Genomic DNA, 21,676 nt, shown 5'->3' with positions numbered 1-21,676 from the left:
TCCCGGCTCGCCGACCCCGACACCCTCCACCAGACACCGATCGGCGTGTTCCGCTCCGTCCAACGCCCGGTCTACGACACCCTCATGGCCGACCAGCTCGACACCGCCATCGAACAACACGGCAAGGGCGACCTCGGACAACTCCTCGCCGGCAACGACACCTGGACGCGCGATGCGTGACACCGGCGAGGGCGAAGCCGTGGGACGGAACTTCCTGAGCGACAACACGGCCGGCGCCTCTCCCGAGATCTGGGAAGCGGTTGCGGCGGCTTCGGCCGGGCATGTCATGCCGTACGGCGCCGATCCGTACACGGACTCCGTCCGTCGCCGCCTCAGGGAGGTCTTCGAGTGCGATCTCGACGTCTTCCTGGTCTCCTCCGGAACCGCCGCCAACGGCCTCGCCCTGTCGGCCCTCGCCCGCCCCTGGGGAAGCATCCTGTGCCACTGGGGGAGCCATGTGCACAACGACGAGTGCGGTGCCGCCGAGTTCTTCACGGGCGGTTCCAAGGTCGTCACCGTCCCCGGCGCCGACAGCAAGGTCGACCCCGAGGCCCTGCTGCGCGAGATACGACGGCGCGCGGGCGACGTGCACAGCGTCCAGCCCTCGGCCCTCACCCTCAGCCAAGGCACGGAAACCGGCGGCGTGTACACCGTCGAGGAGATCCGTACCCTGTGCCTGATCGCCAAGGCCTCCGGTCTTGGCGTGCACATGGACGGCGCTCGCTTCGCCAACGCGCTCAGCCGTCTCGACGTCACCCCGGCGGAGATGAGTTGGAAGGCAGGCATCGACGTCCTGTCGTTCGGCACGACGAAGAACGGCACGATGACCGCGGACGCGGTCATCTCCTTCGACCCGTCCCTCTCCGCCGAACTGGCCGCCCGCGTCAAGCGCGCCGGACAGCTCGCCGCCAAGGCGCGCTTCCACGCCGCGCAGCTCGACGCCTACCTCTCCGACGGCCTCTGGCTGCGCAACGCCGACCGCGCGAACGCTCTGGCCTCCCGACTGCGGGAGGGCCTGGAGGACCTGGCGGGTGTCCCGGGTGTCGAACTGCCCGCCGCCGAGCCCCAGATGAACATGGTCTTCTGCGTGCTCGCCCCTCACGTCACCAAGGGGCTGCTCGCCGACGGCTACGCCTTCTACCACGACCGCTGGGAGCCGGGCGTGGTCCGGTTCGTGACGTCGTTCGCGCACTCGGCCGCCGATGTGGACGCGCTCCTGTCCGCGATCCGCCGCCATGCCACAGCGGCGTCGGAGTCTCCGAAGCCGTCCACGCCGTCGCCGATCCCGCGCCCTCGTGACCGGTCACGCCACCACTGTGTGCGGGAGTGACGTTTCCCCTTCTCGTACGCGACGGAGTCAGGCGGAGTCAGGCAGCGCCGGAGAAGCGGGAGCCGGACGCCGTCAGGGCGGGCTCCGGGCGGGCCGGGCCGTTCAGCAGGCTGTGCAGCAGGGCCGGGCGGCGCTCCGGGGAGACGTCCGCAAGGAGGGTCGCCAGGACGGCCATCCGGGCCTGCCCCGCCCGTAGTGTCCCGGCGGGTACGGCTCCGGCGGCGACCAGGTCCACGGCCCCGCCGCCGGTGTACAGCTCGGCGATCGGGCCGGCGGGGACCCGCGTGCTGAGGGCCATCAGGGTGCCCTGGGCGACGGCCGCGCCGACGGCCGCGGCGATCTCGGGGGTGGCGTTGCCCGCTCCCGTACCGACGAGGACGACGCCCCCGGCGCCGGCCGCGACGGAGGTGTTCAGGAAGAGCGGGTCGCCGTCGCTGTGGTGCATGACCACGTCGACCCGCGGCAGCTCCTCGGAAGCGGGGTTCGCCGTGGGCAGGGGCAGCGGAGTGGGCCGGTCCGGGCTGCGGCGGATGTGCACGCTGCCGAAGCCGACCTTCCCGAGGCCGCTCTCCGTGGGATCGGCGAACGCGTCCGCCGCCAGGGTCTGCGTCTTCACCGTGCCGCGCGCCGCGTGCACCCGGCCGTCGAAGACCACGAGGACGCCCAGGTCGCGCACAGAGGCGGCGACCTGCAGGGCGTCGTACACGTTGCCGGGGCCGTCGCCGTCCCCCGTACCGAGCGGACGCTGCGCGCCGGTGAAGACGACCGGGCGGGGGTCCGCGTGGTGGAGGTCCAGGAAGAAGGCGGACTCCTCCAGGGTGTCCGTGCCGTGCGTGACCACGACGCCGTCCACGCCCGGGTCGGCGAGCGCCGCGTGGACCGCGTGCAGCAGGGTGAGCTGCCGCACCGAGGTCATCCGGGAGCTGTTGACGTTGAAGAGGTCGACGACCTCGACCGTCACGCCCTCGGGCAGCGCCGAGGTGGCCAGGACGTCGTCACCGGACGCGTCGGCGGCGTAACCGGTGCCCTGCCAGCGGCTGGCTATGGTGCCGCCCGTGCTGATGAGGGTGATCCGGCGGGGCCGGTCGTCGCGTGTCCACTGCATGGCTGTCTGTCCCGGGGATCGAAGGTAGTCGCCTTCGCAACGATAGGTCAGCTTGTGTGCAATGTGATTGCGAGTTCGGCGCCGGAAGCATGAATTCAGGCGTGCATAATTGCGCTATGGACCGGATCGACCGCAGCATCTTGCGCGAGCTTCAGGACGACGGCCGTCTGACCAATCTGGAGCTCGCCCAGCGCATCGGCCTCAGCGCCTCCGCCTGCCTGCGGCGCGTGCGGCAGCTGGAGGACGACGGGGTGATCCAGGGGTACCGGGCGGTGATCGACCCCGCGGCCGTCGGGCGCGGTTTCGAGGTGCTCGTCTCGATCGAGGTCCGGCGTGACCGGGAGACCGTCGAGGCCTTCGAGGCGGCCCTGCAGGAGATCCCCGACGTCATCGAGGCCTACCGCCTCTTCGGCAGCCCCGGCTGCCTCCTGCGCATCGCGGTCGCCGACCTCGCCGCGTACGAACGGCTCTGGATCGAGCGGCTGACCTCACTCGCGGGCGTCACGGAGGTCAACTCGCAGATCATCATGAAGCGGGTCAAGGAACCGCACGGACTGCCGGTCGAACGCTGACGACCTCCGTGAACGGGTCGGCCGGAGTCCACTCGTGTCGGTGTTGGGCCGAACGGGTGAGAAACGGGAGGATGGGCGCATGAGTAGGTACGAGAGGTACGACGTCACCGACGAGCAGTGGGAGGGCCTCGCGCAGGTCGTCCCCCTGCGCGGCCGTGACGAATGGCCGTCCAGGGTCGACCACCGCGCGATGGCCGACCCGTACGAGGCGGCGGAGCAGCGCCGCATGGTCGTCCTGCGCGTGCAGGTCTTCGCCGACGCCCGCGAGGTCGCCGAGTACCTCATCGCCCGGATCCCGGTCCTCCTCGATCTGACCAGCGCCGACACCGAAGTGGCCAAGCGGATCCTGGACTTCAGCAGCGGCGTCGTGTTCGGGCTCGGCAGCGGCATGCACCGGGTCGACCGCAACGTCTTCCTGCTCGCTCCGGCCGGTACGGAGGTCGAAGGCACGTCCGACGCGGAGGCCGGAGAGGACGCGGCCGGGGTGACCGTCCCCCGATCGTAGGAAGATGGAGAGGGCGTAACGGTTCGTCATCCGCGGGGCTGCGTACGGTCCGATCATGGACTCCACCGGCGGCCACACGCCCGATTCCGTCTCCTCCCCCTCCTCGTCCTCCGCCGCATCCCGAGCCTGTACGACCCCGGTCCGGGCCCCCTTACGCGGCCCCGCCGGGGAGCGGGCCCCGGCCGGTGGCGGTCCGGTGGGTGGGGGCCAGGCGGGTGGTGCTCCGGTGGGTGGCGGCCCGGCGGGCGGTGCTACGGCCGTGCGCGGCCCGGCAGTCGGTGGTCCGGGTGTCGGTGGTTCTGGCGGGCCTGGCGGGCCTGGCGGGAACGGCGGGACCGGTGGTCGTGCCGCGCGTCGCGACATGCTGCGCCAGCTGATGGACGCCTCCGCGCGCCGGCCCGCCCGCCCCGCAGTCACCGAACTCCGCCTCTCGGCCTTCGCCGCCCACCGCGCCGCCGTCCACCCCCTCGGCCCCGTGACGCTCTTCACCGGGGCGAGCGGCAGCGGCAAGTCCAGCACCCTGCGGGCCTACGAGGCGCTCGCCCGGCTCGGCGCCGGAGAGGACCTGGCCGCCGCGTTCCCCGACGCCGTCGCCTGCGTGCCCGAACGGGCCCGGCCGGACGCCCAGGGAAGGCGGGGCTTCCGGATCGGCTGCACCGTCGACGGCCCGGCCGGGCCCGTCCGCCTCGACCTCGCGGTCCAGGCCGAACCCACGCTCCGCATCGTCGGCGAACGGCTCACCTGCCGCGGCCGTACGCTGCTCACCACCGCGCTCCGCGACCCCGGCCGCAGCACCGTCCAGGCCGAATGGCACACCGCGGGTGCCACGCCCGTCACCCGAGCACCCTTCCCCGACGACCTCCTCGGCACCGCGCTGCTCCCGCTGCGGGTGGCCGGCAAGACGAAGGGGCAGCTGGAAGTCCTGGCGGCGGCCGAGCAGGTGGTGGTGGCGCTGCGTTCGGTGTTCCCCTGCGATCCGCAGCCCGCGCGGATGCGGGGACCCGTGGCGATCGGCGAGGGGAGGCTGCGGCGCGGCTGCGACAACCTGGCCGAGGTGCTGCACCGCACCGCCGCCGAGTGCCCGCGCCGCCACGCCCGGCTCGCGGCGGTGGCGGGCGCCGGCTGCGCGGGCGTCGTGACCGGGCTGCGGGTGGAGGAGCTGCCCGACGCGACAGTACGGGCGCTGCTCGAGCGCGCACCGGGCGGCGCGAGGTGGCCGGGCGCGGCCGCATCGGCGGGCCATGCCACCTCGGCCGGCCATGCCACCTCGGCCACGCCGTCCGCGTGGGCGGCGGGGGACGCCGTGGTTCCGGCGCCGCGCAGGGCGCCCGGCGCGACCCCGCTCGGCCGGCTCGGCGACGGCGAACTGCGCTATCTCGCCCTCGCGCTCGTCCTGCTCACCGGGCCGGGCGTGCTCGCCATGGACCAGCTCGGCGAGGTGCCCGCCGCCATGAGGACCCTGACGATCCTCGCCGACGGCCTCGACCGGTCCCTCGACGGACCCCAGCTGCGCGCGCTGTTCGGCCTCGCCGCCGACATCTGCGCCGATGGGCACATCCGGTGCGTCGGCACGGTGGGGGAGTGGGCCGCGGGATACGCACGCGAGACACCGGGGGTGTCGGTGGTAGACCTGGGGCGTGAGTGAACTGGATGTAGCGGGATTGCAGCGCAGGCTGGCCGAGTTCGCGGCCGCGCGGGAGTGGCAGCCGTACCACACCCCCAAGAACTTGGCGGCGGCGCTCAGCGTCGAGGCGGCCGAACTCCTGGAGATCTTCCAGTGGTTGACGCCCGAGCAGGCGCAGCGGGTGATGGAGGACCCGGAAAAGGCCCACCGGGTCGAGGACGAGGTCGCGGACGTGCTGGCCTATCTGCTGCAGTTCTGCGAGGTGTTGGGCGTCGATCCACTCGCCGCGCTGGCGGCGAAGATCGAAAGGAATGAACTCCGCTTTCCCGCCGGACGACCCCCGGGTGGGGACGGGCGCGCGACCGAAAACGGTTTTCGTCACTCTTCGGAGTGATCGAGATTGCCCCATCGAGCTTCCTGTCCACAGATTTCCGAATTCCTCTGGCGTTGGGGCTCAGGCGCCTTCACGCTGGGTAATGGAGTCAGTGGGCAGTAAGTCGTACGAACGGGGGCGGCGTACATGGAAGCGGAGCGACTGATCGCGGCAGGCCGGCACGCGCTCGCACAGAGCGGGACGGCCATGGACATCGTCGCGGAGGCCTGGCAGGCCCAGGCCCTCGCGCAGGCGATAGGGAGTCATCTCGCCCTCTGCGGACCGCAGGAGCTGCGGAGCGAGGCGCGGGGGCTGAGCGAGATCGGCGGCGGGCGCGGGACGGTGAGCGACCACCCCGTGCTCGGGACGGGCGGACCGAGAGCCGCCCAGCTCACCGAAGTGGTCAATCCGCGCGTGGCGTTGACCGCGCTCGGGGCGCTGCTCGGGGAAGTGGGGATCGCCCTGGTCGGCGTGGCCTGCGCGACCGACGAGGAGGGGCTGTACTGGCAGTGCATCGAGGCCATCGACGCCGCCGACGAGTCGAACGACCGGGTGCGCGGGATGCTGCGCAGGCTCGCGGTCCGGGAGCGGGACCGGCCGCCCGATGCCGCCCGGGGCCGGGCGGGTCCGGCGGGGTCGTCATGAGTCGCCGGCGGGCGGCCGGGGAGCCGTCAGCCCGCGCGGGGCTCGTCCTTCGCCTCGGTCTCCAGACGGTCCGCCGAGGACTGAAGGTCGGCGTCGAGCTGCGACAGGTCGGCGGTGAGCGCCGCCATCAGCTCCTCCATCTGCTGCAGCAGGCCCTTGGGGGCGCCGGCGCCCTTCTGCTCGGGCACGGACTGCTGCACCGGCTGCTCGGGCATCGCCCTTTCGGGCGCGGCTTCCTGGGACATGGCGGCCTCCTCGGCCCAGGCCCTTCCCCGGAGGGACGGGCGACATGGGAGAACGACGCACCGGCAGCGGCCGCCGGCACGCGGGCGCCGGGCGGTCCGGCTCCGCCCGAGCCAACGACGCGTGCCGGGCCACGGTCACTGGCCCGGCGGGACGCGCCCCGCCGGAGAGTCCGATATTCACCCGACCGGGCAGGAGCGGCCCTGGGGCTGACGGAAAGGTTGACGGCCGCCCGGCGGTGCAGGATGGAGGCATGGATCTTCGAATCTTCACCGAGCCCCAGCAAGGGGCCAGCTACGACACCCTGCTCACGGTCGCCAAGGCCACCGAGGACCTCGGCTTCGACGCCTTCTTCCGGTCCGACCACTACGTCAGCATGGGCTCGGCCGACGGGCTGCCCGGGCCGACAGACGCCTGGATCACCCTGGCCGGCCTCGCCCGGGAGACCCGGCGGATCCGGCTCGGCACGCTGATGACCGCCGGCACGTTCCGCCTCCCCGGAGTCCTGGCCATCCAGGTCGCCCAGGTCGACCAGATGTCCGGCGGCCGGGTCGAACTGGGCCTGGGGGCCGGCTGGTTCGAGGAGGAGCACCGGGCGTACGGCATCCCGTTCCCCAAGGAGAAGTTCGGCCGTCTCGAAGAGCAGCTGGCGATCGTCACCGGGCTGTGGAACACCGAGCTGGGCGAGAAGTTCTCCTACGAGGGCGAGTTCTACCAGCTCGCCGACTCGCCCGCGCTCCCCAAGCCGGCCCAGGCCAGGATCCCGGTGCTCATCGGAGGGCACGGCGCGACCCGCACCCCGCGCCTGGCCGCGCGGTACGCCGACGAGTTCAACATCCCCTTCGCCTCGCTGGAGGACAGCGAGCGGCAGTTCGGGCGCGTCCGGGCCGCCGCCGAGGCCGCCGGTCGCCGGGCGGACGAGCTTGTGTACTCCAACGCCCTGGTGGTCTGCGTCGGCAAGGACGACGCGGAGGTGGCCCGTCGGGCGGCGGCCATCGGGCGGGACGTGGAGGAGCTGAAGGCGAACGGTCTCGCGGGATCGCCCGCCGAAGTCGTCGACAAGATCGGGCGGTACGGAGCGATCGGGGCGTCCAGGATCTACCTCCAGGTCCTCGACCTGGACGACCTGGACCATCTGGAGCTGATCTCCGCCCAGGTCCAGTCGCAGCTCGGCTGAGCGGAGGCGCGCGATGAGACCCGTCCGCACCCTCGCCGAGGCGCTCGCCCGGGACGTGCTCGTCCTCGACGGCGGGCTCTCCAACCAGTTGGAGGCCCAGGGCTGCGACCTGGGCGACGAGCTGTGGTCGGCGCGGCTGCTCGCCGACGGGCCCGAGCAGATCGAGGCGGCGCACACCGCCTATGTGCGGGCGGGCGCCCGGGTGCTGATCACCGCGAGCTACCAGGCCACCTTCGAGGGCTTCGCCCGGCGCGGTGTGGCACGGGCGGAGGCGGCGCGGCTGCTCGGGCGGAGCGTGGAGCTGGCCCGGGCGGCGGCGGAGGGCGCGGCGGCGCCGGTGTGGGTGGCCGCGTCGGTGGGGCCGTACGGAGCGATGCTCGCCGACGGCAGCGAGTACCGGGGACGGTACGGGCTGACCGTGCGGGAGCTCGAGCGGTTCCACCGGCCCCGGATCGAGGTGCTCGCGGCGGCGGGGCCGGATGTGCTGGCCCTGGAGACGGTGCCGGACATGGTCGAGGGGGAGGCGTTGCTGCGGGCCGTCGAGGGGTGCGGGGTGCCGGTCTGGCTCTCGTACACCGTGGCGGGGGAGCGGACCAGGGCCGGGCAGGGGCTTGCCGAGGCGTTCGGGCTCGTCGCGGGGAACGACCAGGTGCTCGCGGTCGGGGTCAACTGCTGCGAGCCGGCGGACGCGGCGCGGGCCGTGGAGATCGCGGCCGGGGCCACGGGGAAGCCGGTCGTCGTCTACCCCAACAGCGGGGAGGAGTGGGACGCCGGTGCCCGTGCCTGGCGCGGCACCGGGTCCTTCGACCCGGAGCGGATGCGGGACTGGCCCGCCGCCGGGGCCCGGCTGATCGGCGGCTGCTGCCGGGTGGGCCCCGACCGTGTCGCGGCCCTGTCCGCCGCCCTCGCGTCCCGGGCGGGGTGACGACGACCCGGTGGAGTACCGAGGGGTGTAGCCACCGGCACGGCGGCACGGGGCACGGTGGGTCGGTGGGTCGGCGGCGAGGAAAAATGCCTGGTCGGAGCCGGGCTCTCGGACCATACTCGGACGTGTGTTCCTGACGATCAGCACCACCGGCACCCCCGAGCGTCCCGCGACCGATCTGGGCTTCCTGCTGCACAAGCATCCCGACAACGCGCAGACGTTCTCGACCTCGCACGGCACGGCGCACGTCCTCTACCCCGAGGCGACCGCCGAGCGGTGCACGGCCGCGCTCCTCCTGGAGATCGACCCCGTGGGTCTTGTGCGGCGCGGTAAGGGCAAGGGCCGGGGCGGCGCCCCCGATTCCGCGCTCGCGCAGTACGTGAACGACCGGCCCTACGCCGCGTCCTCGCTCCTCGCCGTCGCCCTCGCCACCGTCTTCAAGAGCGCCCTGCACGGTGCCTGCAAGGCGATGCCCGAGCGGGCCGCCGCGCCGCTGCCGCTCCGCGTCGAGGTTCCGGCGCTCCCCGCCCGCGGCGGAGCCGAACTGGTCCGCAAGCTGTTCGCGCCCCTCGGCTGGGACATGATCGAGGCGGAGCCGGTGGAGCTGGACACCGCGTTCCCCGAGTGGGGCGACTCGCGCTACGTGCGCCTCGTCCTCGAAGGGGAGCTGCGGCTCGCCGACGCGCTCAACCAGCTGTACGTCCTGCTGCCCGTCCTCGACGACGCCAAGCACTACTGGGTCTCGCCCGACGAGGTCGACAAGCTGCTGCGCGCAGGTGACGGCTGGCTGGCCGACCACCCCGAGCAGCAGCTGATCACCAGCCGCTACCTCTCCCGCCGCTGGGGCCTGACCCGGGACGCCATGGAGCGCCTGGAGCTCGCGCGCCTCGCCGAGGCCGACGGCCTCGACGTCGAGGCCGTCGACAACGCGGTCGACGAGACGACCGACACCGACGAGAAGCCGGTGCCGCTCGCCGTCCAGCGCCGGGACGCGATCCTCGCCGCCCTGCGCGCCGCGGACGCGACCCGGGTGCTCGACCTCGGCTGCGGACAGGGCCAGTTGGTGCAGGCGCTGCTCAAGGACGTGCGCTTCACCGACATCGTCGGCGTCGACGTGTCCGTACGGGCCCTGACCGTCGCCGGGCGCCGGCTGCGCCTCGAACGGCTCGGCGAGCGCCAGGCCGGCCGGGTGAAGCTGATCCAGGGCTCGCTCGCGTACACCGACAAGCGGCTCACCGGCTACGACGCGGCGGTCCTGAGCGAGGTCATCGAGCACCTCGACCTGCCCAGGCTGCCCGCGCTCGAATACGCCGTGTTCGGCTCTGCGCGCCCCCGGACGGTCCTCGTGACCACACCGAACGTGGAGTACAACGTCCGCTGGGAGTCCCTGCCGGCCGGACACGTCCGGCACAGCGACCACCGCTTCGAGTGGAACCGCGAGGAGTTCCGCGCCTGGGCGGGGCGCGTCGCCGAACAGTACGGATACGGCGTCGAGTTCACGCCCGTCGGCCCCGACGACCCCGAGGTCGGGCCGCCCACCCAGATGGCCGTCTTCACCCAGGGCGCCCAGACCGCCCCGGCCGACCGGACCGCCCCGGCCGACCGGACCGCCCCGGCCGACCGGACCGCCCCGGCCGACCGGACCGCCCCGACCGAGCGGACCGCCCCCACCACCCCGACCACACCGAAGGAGGAGCAGGCATGACGACCGAGACCGGAACCGAGGCCGCGAGCGCCGCCACCCGCGCCCGCAGGCTGCCCGTCACCGACCTGTCCCTCGTGGTCCTGATCGGGGCGAGCGGCTCCGGCAAGTCCACCTTCGCGCGCCGCCACTTCAAGCCCACCGAGGTCGTCTCCTCCGACTTCTGCCGGGGCCTGGTCGCCGACGACGAGAACGACCAGAGCGCCAGCAAGGACGCCTTCGACGTCCTGCACTACATCGCGGGCAAGCGTCTTGAGGCCGGCCGGCTGACCGTCGTCGACGCCACCAACGTCCAGCAGGAGGCCAGGCGCCAGCTCGTCCAGCTGGCCCGGAAGCACGACGTGCTCCCGATCGCGATCGTGCTCGACCTGCCCGAGGAGCTCTGCCAGAGCCGGAACGCGGCCCGCCCCGACCGCGCCGACATGCCCCGGCACGTCGTCCAGCGCCACCGCCGCGAGCTGCGGCGCTCGCTGCGCGGCCTGGAGCGCGAGGGCTTCCGCAAGGTGCACGTCCTGCGGAGCGTCGAGGAGGTGGAGGCCGCCGAGGTCGTCCTGGAGAAGCGGTTCAACGACCTGCGCCACCTCACAGGACCCTTCGACATCATCGGTGACATCCACGGCTGCCGCTCCGAGCTGGAGACCCTGCTCGCCCGCCTCGGGTACGTCGACGGCCACCACCCCGAGGGCCGTACGGCCGTCTTCGTCGGCGACCTCGTCGACCGGGGCCCGGACAGCCCGGGCGTCCTGCGGCGCGTGATGTCCATGGTGGCGGCGGGGGACGCGCTCTGCGTGCCCGGCAACCACGAGAACAAGCTGGGCCGCTGGCTCAAGGGCCGCAAGGTCCAGGAGACCCACGGCCTCGCCGAGACCATCGAGCAGCTGGGGCGCGAGACCGAGGAGTTCCGCGCCGAGGTGGGCGCGTTCATCGACGGGCTCGTCAGCCACTACGTCCTCGACGAGGGCAAGCTGGTCGTCTGCCACGCCGGTCTGCCGGAGAAGTACCACGGCCGGACCTCCGGCCGGGTGCGCTCGCACGCGCTGTACGGGGACACGACGGGGGAGACCGACGAGTTCGGGCTGCCCGTGCGCTACCCGTGGGCGGAGGAGTACCGGGGCAGGGCCACCGTCGTCTACGGCCACACGCCCGTCCCGAACACCTCCTGGGTCAACAACACCATCTGCCTGGACACCGGCGCGGTCTTCGGCGGGAAGATGACCGCGCTGCGCTGGCCGGAGCGCGAGCTCGTCGACGTACCGGCGGAGAAGGTCTGGTACGAGCCGGCCCGCCCGCTCCTCACCGACGCGCCAGGCGGCCACGAGGGACGGCCCCTCGACCTCGCCGACGTGCACGGACGCCGGATCGTGGAGACCCGGCAGATGGGCAACGTGTCCGTACGCGAGGAGAACGCGGCCGCCGCGCTCGAAGTCATGAGCCGGTTCGCGGTCGACCCGCGGCTGCTCGCCCACCTGCCGCCGACGATGGCGCCGACCGCGACCTCGAAGCGGGAGGGCTACCTGGAGCACCCGGCGGAGGCGTTCGCGCAGTACAAGGCGGACGGGGTCGAACGGGTCGTGTGCGAGGAGAAGCACATGGGTTCGCGGGCGGTCGCGCTGGTCTGCCGCGACGCGGCCGCGGCGCGCGAGCGGTTCGGGGTCGACGGCCCCACCGGCGCGCTGCACACCCGTACCGGACGCCCCTTCTTCGACGAAGAGGCGGTCACCGAAGAGGTCCTGGCGCGGCTGCGCTCGGCGATCACCGCCGCCGGTCTCTGGGAGACGCTCGACACGGACTGGCTGCTGCTCGACGGCGAGCTCATGCCCTGGTCGCTGAAGTCGGCCGGGCTGCTCCGCTCGCAGTACGCGGCCGTCGGCGCGGCCTCCCGCGCCGTCTTCCCCGGCGCGCTCGGCGCACTGGAGCAGGCGGCGGCGCGCGGGATCGCGGGCGTGGACGCGCTCCTGGCCAAGCAGCGGGAACGGGCGGCGGACGCCGAGGCGTTCACCGAGGCGTACCGACGGTACTGCTGGCCGACGCAGGGGCTCGAAGGCGTGCGCTTCGCGCCCTTCCAGGTCCTCGCCGTGCGGGGCCGTTCGCTGGCGGCCGTACCCCACGACGAGCAGCTCGGATGGCTCGACCGGCTGGTCGAGGCCGACCCGACCGGTCTGCTCCAGGTCACGCGCCGGCTGATCGTCGACACGGGCGACCAGGAGTCGGTACGGGCCGGTGTCGACTGGTGGCTGGAGATGACCGCGGCCGGCGGCGAGGGCATGGTCGTCAAGCCGCTCGCCGCACTCGTGCGCGGCGCCGACGGCAGGCTCGTCCAGCCGGGGGTGAAGGTCCGCGGCCGTGAGTACCTGCGGATCATCTACGGCCCCGAGTACACCCGCCCGGAGAACCTGGAGCGGCTGCGCAACCGGTTCCTCGGCCACAAGCGCTCGCTGGCGCTCCGCGAGTTCGCGCTTGGCCTGGAGGCGCTGGACCGGCTGGCCGAGGAGGAGCCGCTCTGGCGGGTGCACGAGGCCGTCTTCGCGGTGCTCGCACTGGAGTCCGAGCCGGTGGATCCGCGTCTGTAACGGTGCCGTCACGGGGGGCGCAGGGGAGTGGATGGAGGCGCTCCCCTGCGCCCCCCGTGCTCGTTGGCACGTCTTCTCGCCAACCCCTAGCGTTCTTCACCCCACGGCGTGACGCAGCGTCAACAGAGTGATGACGCACGGCACTTGAGGTGGGTCCAACACACGCGAGGGCGCAGACGTGCGCGGTTCCTTCACGTGGCCGCAAGGCCGCGCGGGCGGATCGGGCGGGAGCGGGGGTGAGTGACGGTGAGTCTTTTCGGCCAGGACCGCTCGTTCCTCCACGCCCTGCCCGACCAGGACCGCAGGGCACTCCTCGCCGCGGGAAGCCCCCGCTCCTACGATCCCGGCGAGGTGATGATCCGTGAGCGCGACACCTCCGCGTACGTCCTCGCGCTCACCTCGGGCTGGTCGGTCGTCTCCGTCGAGACGGAGCGCGGCACCCGGCTCATTCTCGCCCTGCGCGGCGCGGGCGAGGTCGTCGGCGACCTCGCCGCCGTGGACCGGCGGCCGCGCAGCGCCACCGTCACCGCGCTCGGCCGCGTGGAGGCCGTGGCCGTCTCGGGCGACCGCTTCCGGCACTTCCTCGCCACCCACCCGCACGCCACCGCACTGATCATGCGGCAGCTCTCCGCCCGGCTGCGCAGCGCCGACGTCGAGCGCCGCGCCCTCGCCTCCGAGACGGTGCTCCAGCGGCTCGCCGCCCGCCTCGTCGAACTGGCCGAGCGGGCGGGCCGGCGCGCCGAGAGCGGGACCGTACTCGAACTCCCGCTGCCGCAGCACGACCTGGCCGCCGCCGTCGGGGCGACCAGGGAGGCGGTGGCCAAGGCCCTCCGGCTGCTGCGGGAACAGGACGTCGTCCGCACCGCCAACCGCCGGGTCGTCGTCGTCGACATGCCCGTCCTGCTCCTCCTGGCCCAGGGCAGACCACCCCGCACGCCCACGGCGGAGAAATCTCCGCCGGGTGTGTAAACGGCTACATTGCCGGCCGCCGCGCGCGGCCAGGCTTGACCCGTCACCACGGCACCACGGCATACACAGGGAGTCCGAGTGAGCACTGCGGGAGCGAGCGTAGGAGCGAGCGCGGGAGCGATCCACCGGCTGGTCGTCTTCGGTGACGCCGTCGGATCCGGCACCTTGGGCATGGACGCGAAACGGCTGATGCGCGCCACCATGTACGAGGCGTTCGGCGAGGCGTACGCCGCCATCGGCGTCGAACCGGACACCGTCCACCAGGAGGACCGCGGCGACGGCATCCTCGCGGCGCTGCGCCCCGACGTACCGCCGATGTTCGTCGTCGGACGGTGGATCGACACCCTGTACGAGAGCCTCCGCGAGCACAACGCGGGGCGCCGCGACCGGCTGCGGATACGGGTCGGCATGAACGCGGGACTCGTCCTGGAGGACGGCCACGGCCTGGTCGGGCGGGCGGTCGACCTCGCCTGCAGGCTCTGCGACAGCCCCACGGCCAAGGAGGTCATGGCCGCGGCGCCCGAGGCCGACCTGCTCGTGGTCGTCTCGGACTGGCTCTACGCCAACGTGGTCGTCGAGGGCGGCCGTTACGTCGAGCCGGGGCACTACCGGCCGGCCCGGGTGCGCTCCAAGGAGACCGACGAGATCGCCTGGTTCCACATCCCCCGCCTCCCGGCGCCGCCGCTGCCGGGCGAGGAGAGCGGGCGTGGCACGGGTGACACCGAGACCGGCGGTGGGCCGGCGCGGGGGGACGGCCCACCGCCCACCGACGGCAGCAGGCAGTACAGAGCGGGCCGTGACCTGAACGTGTTCGAGGGGAACACGATCAACGGCGACTTCACCGGCGTTCGCACGGGGGAGGGCGCATGAGCGACGACGACGCCTCCGGGCAGGACGCGGCCCGCGACGACGGCCCCGCGGCCGGGGGAGGCGACAGGGCGGACGAGAGGTCGGACGGCAGGTCGGGAGGCGACAGGGCCGGGGGATCCGATCGGTCGGAACGGTCGGGCTCCGACCGGTCCGGTACGGACCGTGGCGCCACCGACCGTACCGAAGGAGCCGGTGGCGAACAGCCGCCCGAGGCCAACCCGTTCGAGCGGGCGGGCCGCAGCCCGGTCGACGGCGTGGGCGGCACCGGCGGCGCCGGAACCGCGCGCGCCGCCCTGCGCACCCTCGCCCCCCGCCCGGCCGGCCGCAGCTACGACATCGGCGGCGACGGCCACATCTACGAGGGCAACCAGTGGATCACCCAGTTCTGGGCGGGCACCCGGCCCGAACTGGTCCAGGGCGCGGTGCCGCAGGAGACGCTCCTGCACCTGGACGACGTGTACCGCGAAGTCCCCGGCTACGCGCGGATGAGGGACCTCCTGCGCGGCAACCGGCTCCTCGTCCTGTGTGGCGAACCCGGCAGCGGCCGCAAGGCCACCGCCCTCGCCCTGCTCTCCGAGGTCACCGACCACAAGGTCAACCGGCTCGACCCCCGCCACCGTGTCGACGAGATCGACACGGCGGCCCTGGAACGCGGCTTCGGCCACCTCCTCGAACTGCCGTCCGACGACGGCCGCGCCGAGCACGAGCCGCACCGGGGCGGTGACGAGCACCGCGACCGGCCCCGCAGGACCCGCGTACGCCTCTCCGAACTCCACCTCGACCGGTTCAGCGAGCAGCTGCGCGGACAGGATGCGTACGGAGTCGTCCTCGTCGAGAGCGGCGACCTCGCCGACCGGCTGCTGCGCGGACGGTACGGGATGTACTGCCCGCCGCCGCCCTCCGACGAGGTCCTCCACCGCCACCTGCGGACGCTGCTGCGGGGCGAGCCCGAGGGCGCACTCGACGGCGCGCGGGCCCTGGCCCGGCGCGCGGACGTCACCAAGGCCCTCGGCCTCGACGCCCTGCGGCCCCGGGAGGCCGCCCGGCTCGCCGACCACCTGGCACGGCGGCAGAAGGAGGAGCTGACCGACGCGGAACTCCTGGAGGACTGCTCGGCGTTCGTCCGCGCGCAGGCGCGCTCCTGGTTCGCCGGCGCGGACCGTCCCGGCACGCTGCCGGAGGCGCTGCCCGCCCTCAACGCCACCGCGTTCCGGATCGCCGTCGCCGTCTTCAACGGCTCCGCGTACAGCATCGCCGCCGAGGCCGCCGAGCTCCTCACCTGGGAGCTGGCCTCCACCCTCGACCCCGAACAGCCGCCGGGGCGACGGCTTTTCGGCACCCACGCAGACAGCAGGCCAGTCCTCGCCCGCTCGGTCCTCGAGGACGGCGAGCTCGACCTCGGGCCGGCCAAGGTCCCCGTCCGGGCCGTCCGCTTCCAGGGCGAGGCGCTGGCCACGGCCGTCCTCGCCGAGATCTGGGACGGCTACCACAACGTGCGCGGCCCGGTCTCCCGCTGGCTCAGGACGCTCTGCCACGACCCGCGCCCCGAGGTGTGGGTACGGGCCTCCATCGCCGCCGGGGTGCTCTGCTCCTGGGACTGGATCTACGGGTTCGGCGAGCTGATCGCCCCGATGGCGGCCATGGACAGCGCCGTACCGCGGATGGCGGCCGCCACGGCGCTCGCGGAGGCCGCCCGCAACCCGCGCGTGCAGCCGGCCGTCGTCGCCGTCCTGAAGGAGTGGGCGAGCGGAGCCGACGAGGACCTCCTCGACACCGTCCTGCTCGCCCACGGCTACGTCCTCGCGGCCGGGACCGTGACGGGCTCGCTCGACGAGCTCGCGCGGGTGGTGCGCCGCCGGGAGGCCACCGACGTGGACGTCATCGGCACGGCCTCGTTCAGTGTCGTCCGGCTCCTCGCCTCGGGGGACCCCGAGACGGTCGTCCGGCGGATGGCGGCGTGGCTCCGCGACGGACGGCTCAACCTGGCCAACCTGGTCCTCGTCTCGATGCTCAACACGCTGACGTTCCGGACCACCCACCTCTGGGGGCTGCGGGACGTACCCGAGCTGGAGGCGCACGCCGCCCGGCCGCTCCTCGTGGCCCTGCTCGCGACCCGCCCCTCCCTCGCACCGCACCTCGCGGGGCTGCTGCGCCACACGCTCGGCACAGCGCGCTCGGGAGATGCGGCACTCGACGGCCTGGGGAGCCTGCTCCGCCGCGCGGCGAAGGACGAGGAGGCGCTCGACCACGTCTGCCGGCTGCTGCCGCTGCTCGGGGTGACCCGCAGGGACCGCGACCGGCTGCGCGGGCTGCTCAAGGAACTGGTCGGCGACCGTGACCGGCCGATGGACCGGCGGGCCGCGGGCCGGATGTGGGACGCGGTGGCGGAAGGAGCCGAGCGATGAACGACCCCCGGAACCAGAACGGCGGCCAGGGCGGCGGGCAGAACGGTGGCCAGGGCGGCGGGCAGAACGGTGGCCAGGGCGGCGGCCAGGGCGGCGGGCAGGGACAGCGACGCCGGCAGGGCGCACAGGAAGCGCAGGGCGCACAGGGCGCACAAGGAGCGCGCGGACAGCGTGGTCAGCAGGCCGGGCGGCGAGGACGGCCGGAGAAGCCGGAGCAGGTGGAGCGGTCGGACCCACCGGAGCCGTCGGGGCAGCCGGGCGGGGAGAAGGCCGCGGGGCCGCTGTTCAGCGAGGTGTCGCCGCCGTACCGGCGGACCAGCGGCGCGGTCGCGGCGGTGCTCCTCTACCGCAACGGCGGCCACCGGATCATGTGGCCCGACCGCACCGAGGACACCAACAAGCCCCTGCTGGGCTCTCCGTACACCGTCTTCGAGGTGTTGACCGGCCGCCATGTCACCGAGTTCGAGCTGAGCCTGCCCGCCTCCGGGGACGGCATCTTCTTCAAGGCCGCCGCACGGGTGGTGTGGGAGGTGGCGGACCCGTACCTCGTCGTCACCCAACAGGTGTGGAACGTGGCCGAGTTGCTCCGGGACGACCTCCTGGACGCGCTGCGGACGGTGTCCAGGCGGTTCCGGCTCACCGACGCGCAGCGCGCCGACGAGGCCGTACGCGAGGAGCTGAAGTCCGGGCGCTTCAGCCTCGGCGAGGACCTGGGTCTGCGCGTCCGGGTCCTGGTCTTCATCGACCTGGCCGACGCCATCAAGGAGAAGGTCGGCGAGCGGGACATCATCGAGGTGTCGATCCAGGTCGACGAGCGGGAGCTGGAGCAGCGGCGGCTCAAGGAGCTGGGCGAGCGGGCGCTCGTCGCGGAGCGGGCCCGCGAGCTCGAAGAGCTGTTCCGGCGCGGCGACCTGGCGCAGATCGCGCACCACATGGCGATGAACCCCGACAAGCAGTGGGAGATCAGGCGCGAGCTCCAGCACGAGAAGCGGGAGGGGCAGGCCGACTTCCTCGCCGTCTTCAACCGCCTGCTCGACACCGGGGTCCTGGAGCGGCACGACATCGGCGAACCGATGTACCAGGTACTGGAGTTCCTGCGGGAGAGCACGGGCACGGTCCTCGGCGGAGTCGCCAACCGGGTCCTCAACCCGCCCGGTTCGGGCCGCAGAAGGCTCGCCCTGGACAGCGGAGCGCCCGAGCCCGTCGCACCGCCGTGGCGCGACGACGAACGGGACGAGGAGCGCGACGAGGACGGGCGGGAGGAGGGTGCGCGGGAGGAGGGCACGCGGGAGACGCGGGACGACGGGGCACGGACGGTGTACGAGCCGACCCGCGTCCAGTCGTCCTCGGAACGGGACCGCGACGACCGCGCCCGCCGCCGCCGGTACCGCGACACCGCCGACCGACCCCACGACGACCGACGCCACGACGACGGCCGGTACGACGAGAGGGACTTCGACGACCGGGATCGGGGCCGTACCCGCCGCCCCAGCTCCGAGTTCGACGACTGGGACACGGAATGACCGCGCCCACGCCCTCGCCCGTACCGGCACCCTCGCCCGTACCGGCACCCGAACCCACACCCGAACCCACACCCACACCGATACCCGCACCCGTGCCGGATGCCGCAGACCTCCGCTTCATGGCCGAGCGGCTCCTCACCACGGTCCGTGAGGACATCGGCCGGGCCGACACGAAGGCGGCGATCCTGCTCTCCGGCGCCCTCGCCTTCCTGGCGGTGGTCTTCTCCCGGGACCGCGGCCCGATGCCGTCCTCGGGCGCGGGCCTCGTCCTGTTCCTGGTGGCCGGGGCGCTGTGGGCGGCCGGGGTCCTGATGCTCGTCTCGGTGGTCCTTCCGCGTACCCGCGTCGGCGCCGACCGCACCCTGCTGCGCGCGCTGACGGCCGGGACCGGCCCGGACGTCCTGCGCGACCGGCTCACGGCGTCCGGCGAGGACGTCACCGACTGGCTTCTCGAACAGGCGAGCGTGCACGGTGTCGTGCTCGCCGCGAAATACCGGTGGCTGCGTCTGGGCGTGAGCGCTCTGGCGCTCGGCGCGCTGCCGGCCCTCTTCAGCGGACTGTGGTGAGAAACGATGCAGTGGAGAAACACCGGGGGCGTCCTGCTCCTCGCCGGGGCGCTGCTCGCGCTCTCCGGCCCGTCGGTCGCGGTCGGCCCGCTCGGCCCCCTCGGGCCGGGCGCGGGCACGGCGACGCCGAGCCCCAAGAGCACGACCGCCCCGCCGACCGAAGGCCCCGACCCCATCGACTTCGCCGTCGTCGTGGACCAGTCGGCGAGCCTCAGCGACAAGGACCTCGCCCTGGAGACCGAGGCGGCGTCCCTCCTCAGCCAGGGTGAGATATCGGAGCGCTCCCGAGCCACCGTCATCGGCTTCGGAAGCTCCGAGAAGCCGGGCCAGTCCCCGGTGAGTGAGGTGTGCCCGCCGACCGTCGCCGACGCGGCCGGCAGGCAGCGCCTCAGCGACTGCGTCCCGCAGTTGACGCGTCGGGACGCCGCCCGCATGGGCCCCGGCACCGACTTCCCCGCCGCGATCCGCCAGGCCGTCTCCCGGCTCACCGAGGACGGCCGGCCGAACACCCCCAAGGTCGTCTTCCTGCTCACCGACGGCAGGCTCGACGTCGGGGACAGCCCCGAGTACGGCACCGACAAGGCCAGCCGGCAGAGCAACGGCGAGAAGCGGCTCACCGAGGAACTCGCCCGGGCCCGGGCCGCCTCCGTCCAGGTCTGGCCCCTCGGCTTCGGCGGCGAGATCGACCGCGCCGCCCTCACCGCGATGGCCGAGGGCGGCTACCGGGGCAGCTGCGCCGACGTGCCGGGGGCCGTCCCCAGGATGCGCGTGGTCGACACGGCGGCGGGCATCGACAAGGCGCTCCAGGAGACGTTCGCGGCGGCCCGCTGCGCCCGGATCGAGCACGGCACGGTCGGCAAGCCGCCGGCCGACCTGTCCGTCTCCATCCCGCCGATCGCCACCGACGGCTCGCTCACGGTCGGCAAGCACGACCCCAAGGTGCGGGTGACGTACTACGACCCGAGCGGCCGCAGGGTGCCCACCCAGGGCGAGTTCGACGGCTCCACCTTCGAGGTCAGCGGCCAGGACGGCCCGGTCGAGGCGCTCCGCGTCAAGAACCCGATGCCCGGCCGCTGGCGCGTCCGCATCGAGGCCCCGGAGGGTCACCGGGACCGTGAGGTCGCCGTACGCGCGATCTGGCAGGGCCGGCTGCGTTCCGAGGTCACCCTCGACCCCGCCTCGCCGCGCGCCGGCGAGGAGGCCGTGGTGGAGGTGCGGATGCAGACCCGGCGCGGCGTCGTCATCACCGACCCCGCGCAGATGGCGGGCGTCGGCGTCTCGGCCGTGCTCAGCGGCACCGGCTTCGAGCCGGTCACCGTCCGCCTCGCCGACGACGGGCAGGCGCCCGACCGGCGGGCGCGGGACGTGCGGTTCACCGGGCGCGTCACCATTCCCGCCACCGCCACCGGCGACCTGGAACTCGTCACGAACATGGCGGCGCCCGGCATCACCTCCGACCGCCGCCCGCTGCACACCACGAAGTCCGAGGGCACGCCCGCCGTCACCGCGGGGCTCACCGTCGACCGGGTGACGGTGCACCCCGGGGCCACCGTGCGCGGCACCCTGGACGTCGCCAACAACGACAGCGGTCCGCACCGCCTGCGCCTCGCGCTGAAGGACCAGGCCCCGGGCGCCGACCTCACGCTCTCCCCGGCCACGGTCACCGCCGAGGCGGGCCGCAAGGCGCGGTTCGACTTCATGGTCACCGTCGGGCCCGGCACCCCCGTGGGCGAACTGGGCGGCCAGATCGTGGTCCTGGACGGCGAGGACGGCGACCGCGTCCTCGACGCGACCTTCCTCGACGTACGGGTGGAGGCGCCGCCGACCTGGTGGGAACGCTGGTGGCGCGTGGTGGTGGCCGGGGCGGCGGTCCTCCTGCTCGCCGGGGTCTTCCTGGCCGTCCGGTACCTCGACCGGCGCCGCCGCAGGGACCTGACCGGCGTCCGGCTCGAACTCCTCCGCGACGGACAGGTCCTGAGCACGCTCGGCGTCCGCAAGAACCAGAGCCCCGGCGGCGAGTACCTCTTCACGATCGAGGAGGCGCGCGGGGCGGCACCCACGCTCCGCCGGGCCCGCGGCGGGGCCTCCGCCCACCGGCTGCGCCGGACGGGCGGCGGTGAGCTGCTGCTGCGCCCCAGGGGAGGGCGGGAGTTCGGCGTCCGCCCGGGGGTCCCGGCCGGCCTCGACGACTTCGAACTCGTCGTCGGCGACGGCCGCCGCCCCGGCCGCGGCGCGGACTCGGTCCGTACGGGAGGTACGGGCGGTACGGGAGGGGGTTCCGGCGGCTCGGGTCGTACCGGCGGCCCCTCTCGTACCGGCGGCCCCGCGGGCTCCGGCGGATCCGGGGGCTGGCGCGACCGGTTCCGCCGCTCCTCCACACCGGGCGCCGACGGCCCCGACACCGACCGACGCCGCGACCGGGACACGGGCCGGGAGCGGGACACCGGCCGGGACCGGGAGTCGGGCCGGGACCGGGACACCGGTCGGGACCGGCGCCGTACCGCCCGTCCCGACGCCGGTGGCGGCGGTACCGAGCAGCGCGGATCCACCCGCGAGTCGGACTTCTGACCGG

General features: G+C 73.7%; 18 protein-coding genes and 1 pseudogene. 17 read left to right on the top strand and 2 right to left on the bottom strand.

Going from position 1 to position 21,676, the window contains the following annotated elements; all coding sequences use genetic code 11:
* Both ACGFYP_RS14950 and ACGFYP_RS14945 read left to right on the top strand, forming a co-directional pair.
* A pseudogene (locus tag ACGFYP_RS14950) lies at window positions 1-180 on the top strand (2-oxoacid:ferredoxin oxidoreductase subunit beta); the annotation flags it as partial.
* Entirely contained in the window at window positions 173-1,330 is a 1,158-nt protein-coding gene (locus ACGFYP_RS14945) for a threonine aldolase family protein (protein ID WP_393492264.1), read from the top strand. The pseudogene ACGFYP_RS14950 and the gene ACGFYP_RS14945, both read left to right, overlap by 8 nt.
* Window positions 1,331-1,367: 37 nt before the next feature.
* Here ACGFYP_RS14945 and ACGFYP_RS14940 read toward each other — a convergent pair whose 3' ends face one another.
* Window positions 1,368-2,435: an asparaginase gene (locus ACGFYP_RS14940; RefSeq protein WP_393492261.1), complete on the bottom strand. Its 1,068-nt coding sequence runs from the start codon at window positions 2,433-2,435 to the stop codon at window positions 1,368-1,370.
* Between the two features lie 116 nt (window positions 2,436-2,551).
* Between ACGFYP_RS14940 and ACGFYP_RS14935 the strand changes: the two genes are divergently transcribed.
* The 5 genes from ACGFYP_RS14935 (at window position 2,552) to ACGFYP_RS14915 (ending at window position 6,154) form a co-directional block, all read left to right on the top strand.
* Window positions 2,552-3,007: an Lrp/AsnC family transcriptional regulator gene (locus tag ACGFYP_RS14935; protein ID WP_393492257.1), complete on the top strand. Its 456-nt coding sequence runs from the start codon at window positions 2,552-2,554 to the stop codon at window positions 3,005-3,007.
* A gap of 79 nt (window positions 3,008-3,086) precedes the next feature.
* Window positions 3,087-3,512: a cell division protein SepF gene (locus tag ACGFYP_RS14930; RefSeq protein WP_393492253.1), complete on the top strand. Its 426-nt coding sequence runs from the start codon at window positions 3,087-3,089 to the stop codon at window positions 3,510-3,512.
* 361 nt (window positions 3,513-3,873) lie between these two features.
* Complete coding sequence (locus tag ACGFYP_RS14925; RefSeq protein ID WP_393492250.1) at window positions 3,874-5,157, top strand: ATP-binding protein; 1,284 nt, start codon at window positions 3,874-3,876, stop codon at window positions 5,155-5,157.
* A complete protein-coding gene (locus ACGFYP_RS14920) occupies window positions 5,150-5,530 on the top strand; it encodes a nucleotide pyrophosphohydrolase (RefSeq protein WP_393492247.1) in 381 nt (126 codons plus the stop codon). Before ACGFYP_RS14925 ends, ACGFYP_RS14920 begins: the two co-directional genes overlap by 8 nt.
* Before the next feature lie 126 nt (window positions 5,531-5,656).
* The gene (locus ACGFYP_RS14915) at window positions 5,657-6,154 is read left to right on the top strand and encodes a DUF6099 family protein (protein WP_393492242.1); all 498 of its coding nucleotides are present in this window, start codon (window positions 5,657-5,659) and stop codon (window positions 6,152-6,154) included.
* A gap of 26 nt (window positions 6,155-6,180) precedes the next feature.
* Here the strand turns inward: ACGFYP_RS14915 and ACGFYP_RS14910 are convergent, their stop codons facing one another.
* Complete coding sequence (locus tag ACGFYP_RS14910; RefSeq protein ID WP_393492238.1) at window positions 6,181-6,399, bottom strand: hypothetical protein; 219 nt, start codon at window positions 6,397-6,399, stop codon at window positions 6,181-6,183.
* A 251-nt stretch (window positions 6,400-6,650) separates the two neighbouring features.
* On the opposite strand from ACGFYP_RS14910, the gene ACGFYP_RS14905 reads away from it, so the two are divergent.
* The 10 genes from ACGFYP_RS14905 to ACGFYP_RS14860 all read left to right on the top strand — a co-directional run bounded on the left by ACGFYP_RS14905 (window position 6,651) and on the right by ACGFYP_RS14860 (window position 21,672).
* Window positions 6,651-7,574, top strand: a complete 924-nt coding sequence (locus ACGFYP_RS14905) for an LLM class F420-dependent oxidoreductase (protein ID WP_393492233.1) — start codon at window positions 6,651-6,653, stop codon at window positions 7,572-7,574.
* A gap of 13 nt (window positions 7,575-7,587) precedes the next feature.
* Window positions 7,588-8,499: a homocysteine S-methyltransferase gene (gene mmuM / locus ACGFYP_RS14900; RefSeq protein WP_393492230.1), complete on the top strand. Its 912-nt coding sequence runs from the start codon at window positions 7,588-7,590 to the stop codon at window positions 8,497-8,499.
* A 127-nt stretch (window positions 8,500-8,626) separates the two neighbouring features.
* Window positions 8,627-10,204: a 3' terminal RNA ribose 2'-O-methyltransferase Hen1 gene (locus tag ACGFYP_RS14895; protein WP_393492227.1), complete on the top strand. Its 1,578-nt coding sequence runs from the start codon at window positions 8,627-8,629 to the stop codon at window positions 10,202-10,204.
* Complete coding sequence (locus ACGFYP_RS14890) at window positions 10,201-12,771, top strand: polynucleotide kinase-phosphatase (protein ID WP_393492223.1); 2,571 nt, start codon at window positions 10,201-10,203, stop codon at window positions 12,769-12,771. The genes ACGFYP_RS14895 and ACGFYP_RS14890 overlap by 4 nt, the downstream gene beginning before the upstream one ends.
* Window positions 12,772-13,017: 246 nt before the next feature.
* The gene (locus tag ACGFYP_RS14885; protein WP_393492346.1) at window positions 13,018-13,740 is read left to right on the top strand and encodes a Crp/Fnr family transcriptional regulator; all 723 of its coding nucleotides are present in this window, start codon (window positions 13,018-13,020) and stop codon (window positions 13,738-13,740) included.
* Window positions 13,741-13,818: 78 nt separating this feature from the next.
* Window positions 13,819-14,610 (top strand): hypothetical protein, encoded by a 792-nt coding sequence (locus tag ACGFYP_RS14880; protein WP_361964442.1) that lies wholly within the window; start codon window positions 13,819-13,821, stop codon window positions 14,608-14,610.
* Window positions 14,607-17,015 (top strand): hypothetical protein, encoded by a 2,409-nt coding sequence (locus ACGFYP_RS14875; protein ID WP_393492219.1) that lies wholly within the window; start codon window positions 14,607-14,609, stop codon window positions 17,013-17,015. Before ACGFYP_RS14880 ends, ACGFYP_RS14875 begins: the two co-directional genes overlap by 4 nt.
* Complete coding sequence (locus ACGFYP_RS14870) at window positions 17,012-18,538, top strand: hypothetical protein (RefSeq protein ID WP_393492216.1); 1,527 nt, start codon at window positions 17,012-17,014, stop codon at window positions 18,536-18,538. The genes ACGFYP_RS14875 and ACGFYP_RS14870 overlap by 4 nt, the downstream gene beginning before the upstream one ends.
* A gap of 92 nt (window positions 18,539-18,630) precedes the next feature.
* Window positions 18,631-19,104: a Pycsar system effector family protein gene (locus ACGFYP_RS14865; protein WP_393492212.1), complete on the top strand. Its 474-nt coding sequence runs from the start codon at window positions 18,631-18,633 to the stop codon at window positions 19,102-19,104.
* Window positions 19,105-19,110: 6 nt separating this feature from the next.
* Window positions 19,111-21,672, top strand: coding sequence for a VWA domain-containing protein (locus ACGFYP_RS14860; RefSeq protein ID WP_393492209.1), 2,562 nt, complete (start codon window positions 19,111-19,113; stop codon window positions 21,670-21,672).
* The last annotated feature ends 4 nt before the right edge of the window (window positions 21,673-21,676 follow it).

This window comes from Streptomyces sp. NPDC048370, assembly GCF_043200825.1.
Taxonomy (GTDB): domain Bacteria; phylum Actinomycetota; class Actinomycetes; order Streptomycetales; family Streptomycetaceae; genus Streptomyces.
The sequence above is the reverse complement of the archived record's forward strand: the minus strand, read 5'-3'. Positions and strand labels throughout refer to the sequence as shown.